Raw genomic sequence first — 12,765 nt, forward strand, 5'->3', positions numbered from 1 at the left:
GTAATTTCTTTGCGAGAATATGTTTCTACGAACTATTTAGCCGCGAATGCACTCTCATCCCTTTTCACTTTAATAATGCAAATTTAAAAAAGTAAAAACTTCTAAATTAACTTTGCAAACATAGGAGATCGCTAAGATTTTTATCTGAAGTTATGTTGAAAAAACACAAAGTTCGCAAAGCTTTACAATAAAATCCTAAAACCTTTGGATATAGAAAAATTACCACGGAGAACGCAAAGTTTTTTAAATATACAAAGCTTAAAAAAAACACTAAGTTCACAAAGCTTTGTGGACTTTAAACCGTCAAAAATCAAACACGTCCTTTGTCAACTGTCAACTCTTATGATTTTAGGATGAAAATTTAAGAAACCCTGCTGAAAATTGTATAAATTCTTTTGTGATAGAAACTTTACTTTTAAGTAATGCTAATTGAAAAAATTAGATCATTGGTAAGCTATTAATTTTAAACTGACTTATATGAATTCTGAACAATTTTATAATACAGAGCTATCCTCAGATGATATAACCTATTATGAAGAACAGCTCTTATTGAACTACGATGACTATATGGATGCTTTTCAAGCTAAATTAACTGCCATTAACCACCACAACTTAGAACTTGGAGATCTTGAAGAGAATCTTGAGGATGATTTTGACTCGGAATACGACGAAAATGATTGGGAAGAAGAGGAATCTGTTAATTCTGTAAACGGAATAAGATAAAAAGCAGACATCCCAAAACTTTCTTAAGCACCAAAGTATCAAAAGTTATTTTTAGCAGCTTTTATGAATATTATAATTATAAGAAAATGGAAGAGATTAAAACATTTAAGAACAGCCTTAAAGGAAAAAATGTTGTCATAACAGGTGCAAGCAGTGGCATTGGTCGGGCAGCAGCAGAGGCTTTCGCTAGTGAGGGATGCAATATAGTTGTAGTGGCCAGAGGACTAAAAGGTATTAATGAAGTAGTGGAATATTGCCGCTCTTTAAACGTTTTGGCTGTTGGAGTAAGTGCCGATATGTCAATTAATGAAGATGTCGAAAGAGTCGTTCAGGAAGCATTATCTATGGGCGGAAAAATTGATATATGGGTAAATAATGCCGGCGTGATGGCAAGTGGAAAATTTGAAGAAATTCCATTGGAAATTCATCAGCAGGTAATTAAAACTAATTTGTTTGGATATATGCATGGGGCTTACAATGCCATTAAAAATTTTAAAAAACAAAATCAAGGAATTTTAATCAATAATGTATCTATTGGAGGATTCATGCCAGCTCCCTACAGTGCTGTGTACTCTGCTAGCAAATTTGGAATCAGAGGTATGATGGAATGCCTGCAGGGTGAAGTATCCAACCATAAAGATATACATATCTGTAATCTATATCCTCAATTACAAAATTCTACTGGCAATTTGCATTCAGCCAAATACTCAGGCTTTGATATGAAGATTCCTTTTATCGCTTCTGACCCACGTGATACTGCTGCAAAAATGGTGGAATTGGCAAAACATCCCCAAAAAGATTTGTTTCCGGATTTCAAAGCTGCAGCACTTACAAACACTTACAGATTATTTCCAAAACTGGTAATTAATTCAGCATCTGCAGCTGTTCGAATGAAAATGAAGCTTAATCAGCAAAAAGAGAATGATGCTGGAAATGTTTTGACCCATTCTAAAGAACCATTAAGAGTGTACGGGAATCCTCCGTCAAAAAAAGCGAAAAACCTCAATGTGGCATTTTTTACCGGATTGGGTATTGGTGTTGCTTTACTGCTAATGGGTAAAAAAACGTAACAAATATAAGCTGGAATCATGCCTGAAATTGTATTATAAGAACTAAGGTGTTTGCAATACGTGTTAGGACAATTTTTGAATAGAGTTTAATTAAAGTTTAAAAATAATAAAGTCATGAAAATTTATCATTTTCTATTAAAACTCAAAAACCTTATAGCGGCTCTATTTTATAGTATCGAAGATGCTGATAAAAGTAAGAGATACAAAAGAAAAAATAAAAACCATACACCTCCCCCTTCCTGGGGATCTCAAATCTAATACATATTTGCTGAGCTAATCTATATTTTCAACAGCTGTTTCTATTTGAATCCGGGACATATCAAAAACGTTACTACTGACAGTATCCCACGCTACTGATAATTCTGTGCAGGCCAATACCACAGCATAATTTGCACTGTATTTTTTGATGATATTGGCATACTCCTTTAAGAGTTCTTCACTTTCTGTTTCCCAATAAACATGTTTACGAACGTCTTCTATGACGAATCGTTCTTCTGCATCCGGAAGTACAACAACAATACTTTCCTTATTAAATGCAGTTTTTAAATAATTAGATTCCATCGTATGCAATGAACCCAATAAAACGATCTCATTAAAACCATCTTCCTTAAGTTTGGATATCGTAAGGTGCACCGGATGAATAATCTTTGGTATTATACTAAGTCTATCAATAGTTTCATGCAAAGTAATATTGGGAATTAGAATAGCATCTACCTGTAAATGCTGTAATTCTGCCAAATGATTATCAACAAGCACTGTAAGCTTATCTGAAAGTTGAGGAAGCAAATTATTAATCACATCAAAATTGGCATTCCATAATTTAAAAGGACAAGTACTGTATCCGGATTTCTTATTATGATAAAGACGGTTGATTTCTTTAATATAAAAAAGAGTAGAACGGCTTCCTAATCCCAGTATACCTAATGATTGTATTTTCATCATAAATGCTCTAAAACATAATTGGCAAAATACTTTTTACGATCCGTAATTCTGTCTTTTATAACAAAGGCTGTCTTTTTTAGAATTTTATCTAATATTTTATCATTGTATTTTCTTGAAATTTCGGTTAAAATTTTCTCTCCTTTACCAAAATGAAATATCTTATTGAGCTTTTTTATAAATACATCCTGCTCTTTCGTACTTACCAAAAAACTAGTAGCAATACCTTCTTTTTCATCATATTCAGGTTGGTGTTTAAAATTTTCTATTTCAAAATCAGCATCCAGTTCCCTGTTGATTCGTTCTAGCAAATTTAGATTAAAAGAAGCAGTAACACCTTTACTGTCATTATAGGCAGGCAAAACAATAGCTGCTGGTTTTATTAAATCTACCCCTAAAAAAAACTTATCACCAAAATTTAAATTTTCGCTCAGATTAGCAATAAAATCTTGCGCCACCTCATCAGGCATATTCCCAATATTCGATCCTAAAAACAAGATCACTTTTGGATGTTGATTTTCTTTTAATGATTCTAAAACCTCAAAATAATCCCCTTGTTTGGTTTTTACTGCAATATGAGGCATTTGCTGATTGAGATCTTTTTCCAGATTTTCTAAAGCATTTTGCGAAATATCTACCGGGATGTAATCAAACTTGTAATTTTCGCGGGAGAGTTCCTTTAGCAATTCTTTGGTTTTCATACCGTCACCTGCTCCAAGCTCTATCAGTTCAAAATAAGTGTCCTGATTTAATTGTAGTGCTTTAATTATCGAAGCGCTTTTATCTTTAAATATCTCATGCTCTGAACGCGTAACATAATATTCAGGCAAATGCATAATTTCTACAAAAAGAGCATCTCCTTTTTTATCATAAAAAAACTTTGAAGGCAAGGTCTTCAAAGATTCGGTTAATCCCTCATTCACTTCTTTTTTAAATTGCTCTAATATGCTTTTTGGGGATTCTTTTTTATTTAAAACGACTGTCTCTTTCATAATGAAGGTTATTGGTTATTTATTTTTAAGTTATCCTAAAAATACGACAGGGAATGATACAAAATGTTATACTATTTTCTAAAAATGTTCTTTTTAAAGAATGTTATTATACAATAAAGATACAAAAAGCTAAAAGGTAAAACCATAATAATTAAGAGATTACTAACTCCATTCAACAGTTCACTGGTTCCAAGAGCAGTAAGTCCTAATGCAGTCGCAGTAATTATAATGCCCCAACCGAGTTTATGTTTTTTGGAGGGATTTTCATTGCCGTTATCACTAAACATACCCAACACAAAAATGGCTGAATCGACTGAATTAATAATGGAAATAGCGACTAAAAGACCTGCGACCAAAAAGGTAATTTCATGAAATGGAAAATGTTCTAAAAAAACAAATAAAGAACTAAACACGTTATCAAACTGTGCGCTATTACCTTGGTCTATAATCTCAAAAGCAGAATTGGCGAATATCGAAAACCAGACGATGGTGGCCAACGTAGGTACTAAAATTGTAGCAATCAAAAATTCTTTTATTGTTCTTCCTTTCGAAATCCGGGCAATAAAAATGCCCGTAAAAGGAACCCACGCCAACCAGAATGCCCAATAGAAAACCGTCCAATCCTGGGTAAAGGTTCCTTTGGTTGTATAAGCTCCGGTAGCCAGGCTCATTTCAAAAAAATGAACAACATACTGATAAAAAGCCGTAAAAGTCTGAGTGAGATAAAGATTAAAATTAAGAAACAATGCCACAAAAAGCATTAAAAAAACGGAAAAAACAAAATCAAAATCAGCCAAAAATTTAATCATTTTTGTAATTCCTGTCAAAGCAGAATAAGTGGCGATGCATCCCATTACAAAAACACTAATCAATAAAAAAGAGGTTCCAAACTCTGCCTCAAAAGTATAATTCAGTCCGCCTATTAATTGCGCTGTCCCCAAACCTAATGAAGCAATTACGCCTGTAATGGTGATCAGGACGATAAAAAGAATGGCGCTAAACTTCAGCTTATCATTTTTTATATCAGGAACTATGGCATGCAATAAATTGGGTGCTTTTTTTATATAAAGATTATAAGCAACCAATAAACCAAACAGGCTGTACATCGCCCAAGGCGTAAACCCCCAATGAAAAAAAGTATATTGAAGTGCCGTTTCCTTGGCATTATTGGTAATTACCGGGCTATTATTATAATAATAAACAGGCTCCTGCACTGCACGAAGCAATAAACCGGAGCCCATTCCGGTACTGTACAATAAGGCAATCCAGCTGAAATAAGAATACGATGGTTTTTCTGATCCCAATCTTTTATTTCGAATGGGTAAAAACAACAGTACTAAAGAAGCAAGCACAATAAGGAATCCCAATGCCAAATAATACGTACTAAAAACGGATAATAATCGCTTATTGATCTGACTCAAAACAGACAGTAATGTAGTTGGTGCCAATATTCCGCTTATAAAGAATACGGCACCAAAAATCATCCCGTATAAGAGTAGATTATTGGCTCGAAAGTGACTGGAAAGTTTTAAACTCAAAATACGTGTTATTTAGCAATGGATTTTAAATCTTCCAGCATCGTTGGGATAAGTTCGCTTACCGTGGGATGAATATGTATCGAATCCCTTAAAACGGTATAAGGCTTTTTGGCATACATCAAATTGGTAATACCATTTATGATTTCATCTCCGCAAACTCCTAACACACAAGCTCCTAAAAAAAGATTGGTTTTAGCATCGATTACTGCCTCCATAAAACCTAAGGTTTCTGCTTTTTCTTTAGCGCGATTTACTTTGGTCATTGGGCGATACCCTACCAAAATTTCATATCCTTTTTCCAGGGCTTCTTTCTTTGTCATTCCGATTCTGCCCAGAGGCGGATCTATAAACAATCCGTAAGTCGTGATTCTGTCACTAATTTTTCGCTCTTTTTTCTTAAAAAGAAAACTTTTTACAATTTGAAAATCATTGTAGGCAGTATGTGTAAAAGCCCCTTGACCGTTACAATCACCAATGGCAAAAATACCGTCAACATTTGTCTGACAGTAATTGTTGACTTTTATATACTTTTTATCATCCAATTCAATAGTGGTATTCTGCAATTGCAACGTATCATTATTAGGAACGCGACCAATGGCTAATAACAAATGCGTCCCATTTATTTCTTTAGTACCTGTTTTCAGGATAATACTCTCTTTTTTATTTTCTTTTACACTAATATCTTTGGCATTAAAAACAAGATTGATACCTTCTGCTCTCATGATTTCAGCTACCACATCGGTTACGGTCTGATCTTCTCTGTTGATCAGTTGTTTATTACGCTCTATAATCGTGACTTCACTGCCAAACCTTCTGAAGATCTGAGCAAATTCTAAACCAATATAACTTCCTCCTATGATGATCAAGTGTTTGGGAATGCTGGTAATTTCCAAAATATTTTCGTTGGTATAAAAAGGAACTTCCCGATATTCTTCAGGAACTACTGCCCTTGCTCCTACATTGATAAATATTTTTTTTGCAGTGAGGATTGTATCTCCAACTTTAATCTCATAGTTGCTCAAAAAATGAGCCTCACCATGATATAAAGTAATTTTTTCATCTCTCTTAATCGCCCTTTCGATATTGGAGCGGGATTCATTGACCAACTCATCTTTACGTTCTTTAATTTTTTTGAGGTTGGCTTTTGTTCCTTTAGGAATTTCAACACCTAAGTCATCACCATGAAAAGCATCCCAGACTCTTCGGGCACTGGCGACATACGCTTTGGTAGGGATACAGCCATTATTGACGCATGTTCCTCCTAAAAAGCTCTTTTCAATAATGGCAACAGTTCCTTCTTTTGATAGGCTAAAAGCCAAAGGAATGCCTGCCTGTCCGCTTCCGATAATAATATAATCAAACTTTTTCATAGAATTTTTGTTTTTTAAACACTGAGCTAATTTCAAAAAATTACTTCACCAATCGTAATCCTGAAAACTGCCAACGCATTGAAGCATGAAAAAAATTACGGTAGGTGTTTCTGCTATGATTCTCCGGCGTTGCTGCTGAAGCTCCTCTTAAAACCATTTGATTCACCATAAATTTTCCGTTATATTCTCCTAATGCACCGGGTGCTTTATTAAAATTAGGATAAGCCAGATAAGCACTGTTCGTCCATTCCCAAACTTTTCCCCAGGACAATTGGCTACTGGCTATTTCCCACTCAAATTCTGTGGGCAATCGCATTTCTTTCCATTGGGCATAAGCAAAAGCTTCGTAATAATTCAGGTGCATTACAGGTAAATTTGCTGCCATTTTCTGCAAGCCATTTAAATCATATACATACCATTCATTTTCTATTTTATGCCAGTACAATGGTGCTTCAATTTCATTTTCATTAACCCAGGCCCAACCTTCATCATGCCAGTAATTAAAGTTTCTGTAACCGCCATCTTGTATAAACTGCAGGTATTCCCCATTGGTTACTAATGTATTTGAAATCTCAAAATCAGCCACATATACTTTATGTCTTCCTAGTTCATTATCAAAACAGAATGAAGATCCTGTATGTCCAATTTCATACACCCCCGCTTCAATTTTTATAAAACCAGTCTCTTTCTCTTCTGGAATAGGTGAAAAATGATTACCATAATCAGGAAAAGTGGCCTGTGTTCCTAACAGGTATTTTATATCGTATACTAAAAGTTCCTGATGCTGTTCTTCATGATTGATTCCAATCTCAATGATATCAAGTATTTCCTGATTCAAATCATTTTTCATAAACAGTTCAACGGCAGCTGTAACATAATTTCTGTAAGCATAAACAGCTTCTACAGATGGTCTTGTCATAAATCCTCTGGCAGGACGCTTTACCCTTTTTCCAACTGTATTGTAATAACTATTAAATAAATAAGAGAAATCAGGATGGTAAACTGTGTAGTCAGGGTCGTGTTTCGTGAGTAGAAACTCTTCCCAAAACCAGGTAGTATGGGCCAAATGCCACTTTGGCGGCGAAGCAAAATCGCTGGGTTGCACGGAATAATCCTCTACAAGTAAGGGCGTGCAAATTTGTTCTGTTTTTTGTCTGACTTTTAAGAAACGTGCTATCATATTATTAAATTACTGCTGTTCGTGAGTTTGTATTATACTCTAAGTTAGTAATTTAAAAAACAGAATAATTAATTTTAAATAAAAAATAGTATTAATTTAATAATTCAAGTCCAGAATTCGCATCTTGTTTTCGAATTAAGACTTAACTATAAATAGCTTACGTTAGAAATTTTCAGTTCAGCATCAAAAGTGTAAAGTCTGGGTATTCCCGTTGCGATATTTACTTTTACAATATCAAGCGGATTGATGTTTTCAAGATACATCATCAGGGATCTCAGACTATTGCCATGGGCTACTATTAAAACATTCTGTCCCATTTTTAGTTTTGTTTCTATTTCGGTTTTATAATAAGGAACTACCCGGTTGTAAGTATCTAAAAGGCTTTCGCCATCGGGAGGACATACATCATAACTTCTTCTCCAGATATCTACCTGAGCAAGACCATACTTTTTCGCCGTTTCTTCTTTATTAAGTCCTTGCAAAGTACCATACATTCGCTCATTAAAGGCTTTATTTTTTACTACAGGAATTGTTACCTTCATTTCCTTCAGGATAATCTGTAAACTTTCCTGAGCCCTTATAAGCATAGAAGTATAAGCAATATCGAAAACATAACCAATGAGTTTGTCTCCTGCCAACTTTGCTTGTTGTTTTCCACTCTCTGTGAGCGGAACATCAAGAATTCCTGTAAATCGATTCTCTAAATTGTAAAGAGATTGTCCGTGTCTGACAAAAACTAATTGTGCCATTTTCTGTATTTGAAGCCATATTAAAGCTAACATAAAGATAAACAAATGGTGCATTAATTTTAGAATTGTACAAATCAAATTATATATCTAATTATAATTCTAAATTTACTACTTAAAGTTATTTGATTACAGCAGATATTGGACATTATACATGTTAACAAAAAAAGAGCGTTGAAAACTGCTAAAGAGTTTGATACCACCAAAAATACTTTATAAATGTTGTACTACTTACAAGTGTTATGAAAACGGAAGTTTTCCTGGCAGAGGAAGAAAAAATTTTATCTTGAAAATATGAAAATCTTTGAACTAAAAAAAGAACGTACAAAATTACAGCTAAGATTGTAAATATTGCAAAATGGACTTTTTTTATGACTAAAATTTAGGCTTGAAAATTCTAAAATCCAAAAAATATAGAAAACTGAAAACGGCAAAAAGAGTGGTTCTTTAAAATTAAGAGCTTTGGGGAATATTAAAAATTTTATTATAACATTTAAAACAAAATACCTTGTTACAGATCCTATTTGTAATTTGAATTTTTAGTGATCCCCAGAAAATGTTACACGGTCAAAAACATGATTTATAATTTAGTTTTTACCTCTTTATAAATTTCAATTTTACCTATAACATCAAAATCTAGAGTGTAGTCAGTAGTATGCTCATAATTTTCATCCATCAGCACAATCATCTCAGCCTGATAAATTGAATTACTCAAATTTAACTTTGGATTTTTGGATAGAATAAAATAATACGGGAAAGCACTTTGAGATAAATTATTAGTGATAATCAAATCAAATCCTTCTCTGTTAGTTTCCTCCACAAAACAAGGACCCGGAAAATTAATTACATTTTGATCTATAAACTCTTTAAATTGTTCAAGCTCTGCTCTATTAAAAGAAAGTCCTTGCAAGTTTAAAGTAGTAAATTTATCAAGTTTGCACCATTTTAAGTTGACAATTAATTTTTTAAAATCAAAACCGTATTTAAAATATACCAACTGCGTGTTTATTGTATACATGAGTCTTTTTCTAAAAAAATTATTTATTATTTTCTATCACTATTTCTGATTGCTTCACCTGTATTTTATGTCTTATTTGAAAATCACTTAAAATCTTATATTTTCACTACTAACTTACTGTAATTTAAGACTAAAAAATAATGATCTGTCACATTTAGAATCATTCTAATGGCTGTACAGTGATAACAAAAGGTATTTTGAAGTAATTTTATTTAGAAATATAAATTATAAAAATGAATGTTATTAACAGAGAGGCCTTGCAGGATACTCTTAAAAATATAGATGAAAAAATTGATCAGTTAAATAATCAAAAAATCACAGCTTTTTTTGAGTCTCTGGGATTACTTCAAAGAAATGATATTGTCAAAGATTATCTGAATTGGGAAAATATACTTATTGTAGTTCCCAGCCGCAGTATTTTAGATGAAGTAAAAAAATATAAGGATTCAATATCCCGAATTTCATTTATTACGAATCCTAATGCAAACCAGATTCATATTTATGATTTTAACGATTGGAAAACCAGTACCAGGAATAAAACACAATTTCAAATTAGGGAATTTCTAAAAACTAATTTTGGAGGCGCACCAAAAACCGCTGAAGATCCGGATTGGATTAAACTAATATAAAATAGAATTATGCACAGTGAAAACCATTACATCAACAGAAGCGGATGGCTCAGGGCAGCTGTTCTGGGGGCAAACGACGGCATTTTATCTACTACCAGTTTAGCCATTGGTGTAGCGGCAGCAAGTGTTACCAGAGAGCCTATTTTACTGGCGGCGGTAGCAGGTTTGGTAGCTGGTGCACTTTCTATGGCAGCAGGCGAATATGTGTCGGTAAGTTCCCAGTCTGATGTAGAAACTGCCGATTTAAAAAGAGAAAAAATCGCTCTTGAAACTCTTCCGGAAGAAGAACTGGAAGAACTGACAGATATTTATATTCAAAGAGGATTAAATAAAGAACTGGCCCGACAGGTTGCTATCGAATTAACGGCTCATGATGCTCTCGAAACTCATGCACGCGATGAACTCGGTATTAATGAAATCACGCAGGCTAATCCGTTAACTGCTGCTTTTGCATCAGCTGTTGCATTTATTGTTGGAGGCATATTACCACTGTTGGTGGCTATTTTTGCACCTCTAAAAGAAATGGTGTTCTATCAATATGGTTTTTCGATACTTTTCCTGGCATTCTCAGGAGTATTAGCCGCAAAGGCAGGCGGATCAAAAATACTAAAAGCAGTATTGCGTATCTGCATTTGGGGGACTTTTGCTATGGCAATGTCGGCATTGGTTGGTTATATTTTTGGTGTTCATACTACTTAATTATGTTTATCACTATTTTCCAAAGGCAAAAAAAAATACCCCCAAAATTATAGGGATTAAACTGATTGTCACAGATTTTTTTATTAAAGCCAACACAATGTTTCTGCTTGATACAGATCTTTCTTAATATAAAGCTTTAGGTCTAATTACGAACAAACGTCTTACATAAAAATATTAATCGAATCTTAAGCAATTAAAAAAAATAAGACTCGTAACAATTCGTTATTTCGTATATACTAAAAACAGACCGTAAAATGAAACTAATAACATTGTTTCTATTATTAACAGTGCTTCCTATAAATTGGGAACCTGACTTTAATAATGCGAAAAAAATCGCAAAAGAAAAGCACGAATTAATTCTGTTGAATTTCTCCGGTTCAGATTGGTGCGGACCATGTATTGTGACCCGCAGAGACTATCTCGAAAGTCAAACATTTACAGACATGGCAAATGAAAATTTAGTATTAGTAAATGCTGATTTTCCAAGAAAAAAGAAAAACATTGGAACTCCTGAACAAGTAAAACGAAACGAAGATTTAGCCGAGATTTACAATAAAGAAGGAAGTTTTCCTCTAACCCTGCTTCTTGATGCAGATGGTAAAGTACTTAAAACCTGGCATGGAAAACCTGAAACAACGCCTGAGCAATGGACTGCCGAAATAAAAGCGATCTGTGATAGCAAAAAATAACATATTAAAAAATCAGAAATATTCGCAATCCCTAAAACTCATGGGAAACAACTTTACCATTACAGTTGTTGCCGAAAATGAGAAAAAGGGAAATGAGAATATCAATCTTGCCATTGAGGAAATCAGACGCATTGAAAAACTGCTGACCACTTATAAAGATGATAGCCAGACCAATCTGATTAATAACAATGCCGGAATTGCACCTGTAAAAGTAGATCCCGAAGTTTTTAATCTTATTGAAAGAAGTTCCGGAATTTCCAGAATTACACAAGGCGCTTTTGATATTTCGTACGGAAGCATCGATAAAAGTCTTTGGAATTTTGACAAGGCTATGACCCAACTGCCTGACCCCGAAACAGCACTCAAAATGGTACACCTTATTGATTATAGAAATATCATTTTAGATAAAGAAAACTCAACCGTATTCCTGAAAGAAAAAGGAATGCGAATAGGTTTTGGCGGAATCGGAAAAGGTTATGCGGCCGAAATGGCCAAACAAGTGCTAATAAAACATAATGTGCAAAGCGGGATCATCAATGCCAGTGGAGATCTCTCTGCCTGGGGATTGCAGCCCAATGGCAAAAAATGGACTATTGGCGTAGCAGATCCCGATGCTCCAAATGCAGCTTTCTCTTATATGAAAATATCCAATAAAGCAGTGGCAACATCCGGAAACTATGAAAAGTTCGTAGTCATTAACGGGAAAAAATATTCGCACACCATTGACCCAAAAACAGGGCTGCCAATAACCGGAATAAAAAGCGTGACCATTATCGCTGCCAATGCTGAATTTGCAGATGCAATGGCTACTCCAATTGCCGTTATGGGTATAAAAGCAGGCTTGTTTTTAATAGATCAAATACCAGATCTATTTTGCATAATAATAGATGACAACAACAAAATTTACACTTCAAAAAACATCAACCTGAAATGAAAAAGCCAAAACAAAAAGCGCTCGTACTGTTATGCAGCATTGCTTTTACGGGCATTCTATTCTCCTCTTGCACATCGGTAAAAGAATACCAGAAAGGAAAAATCAACGATTCTGAAATGGTACTTTCGAACAGGAAAATCGAAAAAACAGAACTCAGTTTTCAATCCTACCGAGAAGGAGCTTCCGGAGCAAATTCAGGAAAAAGTGGCGGTGGCTGCGGTTGTAACTAATTTTCATC

General features: G+C 34.1%; 15 protein-coding genes. 8 read left to right on the forward strand and 7 right to left on the reverse strand.

All coding sequences use genetic code 11. The features are described from left to right. Positions 1-477: 477 nt before the first annotated feature. The 3 genes from ACIDC4_RS22165 (at position 478) to ACIDC4_RS22175 (ending at position 2,051) form a co-directional block, all read left to right on the forward strand. Positions 478-723, forward strand: coding sequence for a hypothetical protein (locus tag ACIDC4_RS22165; RefSeq protein ID WP_412045078.1), 246 nt, complete (start codon positions 478-480; stop codon positions 721-723). A gap of 86 nt (positions 724-809) precedes the next feature. Continuing rightward, entirely contained in the window at positions 810-1,793 is a 984-nt protein-coding gene (locus ACIDC4_RS22170) for an SDR family NAD(P)-dependent oxidoreductase (RefSeq protein ID WP_412045077.1), read from the forward strand. A gap of 114 nt (positions 1,794-1,907) precedes the next feature. Next, the gene (locus tag ACIDC4_RS22175; protein WP_412045076.1) at positions 1,908-2,051 is read left to right on the forward strand and encodes a hypothetical protein; all 144 of its coding nucleotides are present in this window, start codon (positions 1,908-1,910) and stop codon (positions 2,049-2,051) included. A 15-nt stretch (positions 2,052-2,066) separates the two neighbouring features. Here the strand turns inward: ACIDC4_RS22175 and ACIDC4_RS22180 are convergent, their stop codons facing one another. The 7 genes from ACIDC4_RS22180 to ACIDC4_RS22210 all read right to left on the reverse strand — a co-directional run bounded on the left by ACIDC4_RS22180 (position 2,067) and on the right by ACIDC4_RS22210 (position 9,576). Then, positions 2,067-2,735: an aspartate/glutamate racemase family protein gene (locus tag ACIDC4_RS22180; protein ID WP_412045075.1), complete on the reverse strand. Its 669-nt coding sequence runs from the start codon at positions 2,733-2,735 to the stop codon at positions 2,067-2,069. Further along, complete coding sequence (locus ACIDC4_RS22185) at positions 2,732-3,724, reverse strand: L-histidine N(alpha)-methyltransferase (RefSeq protein WP_412045074.1); 993 nt, start codon at positions 3,722-3,724, stop codon at positions 2,732-2,734. The genes ACIDC4_RS22180 and ACIDC4_RS22185 overlap by 4 nt, the downstream gene beginning before the upstream one ends. 71 nt (positions 3,725-3,795) lie before the next feature. Next, positions 3,796-5,262: a BCCT family transporter gene (locus tag ACIDC4_RS22190; RefSeq protein ID WP_412045073.1), complete on the reverse strand. Its 1,467-nt coding sequence runs from the start codon at positions 5,260-5,262 to the stop codon at positions 3,796-3,798. Between the two features lie 8 nt (positions 5,263-5,270). Next, a complete protein-coding gene (locus tag ACIDC4_RS22195; RefSeq protein ID WP_412045072.1) occupies positions 5,271-6,632 on the reverse strand; it encodes a mercuric reductase in 1,362 nt (453 codons plus the stop codon). 40 nt (positions 6,633-6,672) lie between these two features. Continuing rightward, positions 6,673-7,812: an ergothioneine biosynthesis protein EgtB gene (gene egtB, locus ACIDC4_RS22200; protein ID WP_412045071.1), complete on the reverse strand. Its 1,140-nt coding sequence runs from the start codon at positions 7,810-7,812 to the stop codon at positions 6,673-6,675. A 146-nt stretch (positions 7,813-7,958) separates the two neighbouring features. Continuing rightward, entirely contained in the window at positions 7,959-8,561 is a 603-nt protein-coding gene (locus tag ACIDC4_RS22205) for a 2,3-bisphosphoglycerate-dependent phosphoglycerate mutase (RefSeq protein ID WP_412045070.1), read from the reverse strand. 577 nt (positions 8,562-9,138) lie between these two features. Continuing rightward, a complete protein-coding gene (locus tag ACIDC4_RS22210) occupies positions 9,139-9,576 on the reverse strand; it encodes a hypothetical protein (RefSeq protein WP_412045069.1) in 438 nt (145 codons plus the stop codon). 233 nt (positions 9,577-9,809) lie between these two features. Here ACIDC4_RS22210 and ACIDC4_RS22215 point away from each other — a divergent pair, with 233 nt between their 5' ends. From ACIDC4_RS22215 to ACIDC4_RS22235, 5 genes are all read left to right on the forward strand, one after another. Next, the gene (locus ACIDC4_RS22215; protein ID WP_412045068.1) at positions 9,810-10,205 is read left to right on the forward strand and encodes a hypothetical protein; all 396 of its coding nucleotides are present in this window, start codon (positions 9,810-9,812) and stop codon (positions 10,203-10,205) included. Between the two features lie 9 nt (positions 10,206-10,214). Next, positions 10,215-10,904 carry a VIT1/CCC1 transporter family protein gene (locus ACIDC4_RS22220; protein WP_412045067.1) on the forward strand — a complete coding sequence of 230 codons (690 nt, stop codon included), beginning with the start codon at positions 10,215-10,217 and terminating at the stop codon, positions 10,902-10,904. Between the two features lie 254 nt (positions 10,905-11,158). Continuing rightward, positions 11,159-11,593, forward strand: coding sequence for a thioredoxin family protein (locus tag ACIDC4_RS22225; RefSeq protein ID WP_412045066.1), 435 nt, complete (start codon positions 11,159-11,161; stop codon positions 11,591-11,593). Positions 11,594-11,633: 40 nt separating this feature from the next. Then, positions 11,634-12,527 (forward strand): FAD:protein FMN transferase, encoded by an 894-nt coding sequence (locus ACIDC4_RS22230; protein ID WP_412045065.1) that lies wholly within the window; start codon positions 11,634-11,636, stop codon positions 12,525-12,527. Next, complete coding sequence (locus ACIDC4_RS22235; RefSeq protein WP_412045064.1) at positions 12,524-12,757, forward strand: DUF4266 domain-containing protein; 234 nt, start codon at positions 12,524-12,526, stop codon at positions 12,755-12,757. The genes ACIDC4_RS22230 and ACIDC4_RS22235 overlap by 4 nt, the downstream gene beginning before the upstream one ends. Positions 12,758-12,765 lie beyond the last annotated feature (8 nt).

The sequence above is a fragment of the Flavobacterium sp. C3NV genome (assembly GCF_046825355.2).
Taxonomy (GTDB): Bacteria; Bacteroidota; Bacteroidia; order Flavobacteriales; family Flavobacteriaceae; genus Flavobacterium.

Bases quoted from the DNA above. Each gene is read 5' to 3' on its own strand.
- ACIDC4_RS22165 (WP_412045078.1), top strand. From the start codon at position 478: ATGAATTCTGAACAATTTTATAATACAGAGCTATCCTCAGATGATATA.
- ACIDC4_RS22170 (WP_412045077.1), top strand. From the start codon at position 810: ATGGAAGAGATTAAAACATTTAAGAACAGCCTTAAAGGAAAAAATGTT.
- ACIDC4_RS22175 (WP_412045076.1), top strand. From the start codon at position 1,908: ATGAAAATTTATCATTTTCTATTAAAACTCAAAAACCTTATAGCGGCT.
- ACIDC4_RS22180 (WP_412045075.1), bottom strand. From the start codon at position 2,735: ATGATGAAAATACAATCATTAGGTATACTGGGATTAGGAAGCCGTTCT.
- ACIDC4_RS22185 (WP_412045074.1), bottom strand. From the start codon at position 3,724: ATGAAAGAGACAGTCGTTTTAAATAAAAAAGAATCCCCAAAAAGCATA.
- ACIDC4_RS22195 (WP_412045072.1), bottom strand. From the start codon at position 6,632: ATGAAAAAGTTTGATTATATTATTATCGGAAGCGGACAGGCAGGCATT.
- egtB (WP_412045071.1), bottom strand. From the start codon at position 7,812: ATGATAGCACGTTTCTTAAAAGTCAGACAAAAAACAGAACAAATTTGC.
- ACIDC4_RS22205 (WP_412045070.1), bottom strand. From the start codon at position 8,561: ATGGCACAATTAGTTTTTGTCAGACACGGACAATCTCTTTACAATTTA.
- ACIDC4_RS22210 (WP_412045069.1), bottom strand. From the start codon at position 9,576: ATGTATACAATAAACACGCAGTTGGTATATTTTAAATACGGTTTTGAT.
- ACIDC4_RS22215 (WP_412045068.1), top strand. From the start codon at position 9,810: ATGAATGTTATTAACAGAGAGGCCTTGCAGGATACTCTTAAAAATATA.
- ACIDC4_RS22220 (WP_412045067.1), top strand. From the start codon at position 10,215: ATGCACAGTGAAAACCATTACATCAACAGAAGCGGATGGCTCAGGGCA.
- ACIDC4_RS22225 (WP_412045066.1), top strand. From the start codon at position 11,159: ATGAAACTAATAACATTGTTTCTATTATTAACAGTGCTTCCTATAAAT.
- ACIDC4_RS22230 (WP_412045065.1), top strand. From the start codon at position 11,634: ATGGGAAACAACTTTACCATTACAGTTGTTGCCGAAAATGAGAAAAAG.
- ACIDC4_RS22235 (WP_412045064.1), top strand. From the start codon at position 12,524: ATGAAAAAGCCAAAACAAAAAGCGCTCGTACTGTTATGCAGCATTGCT.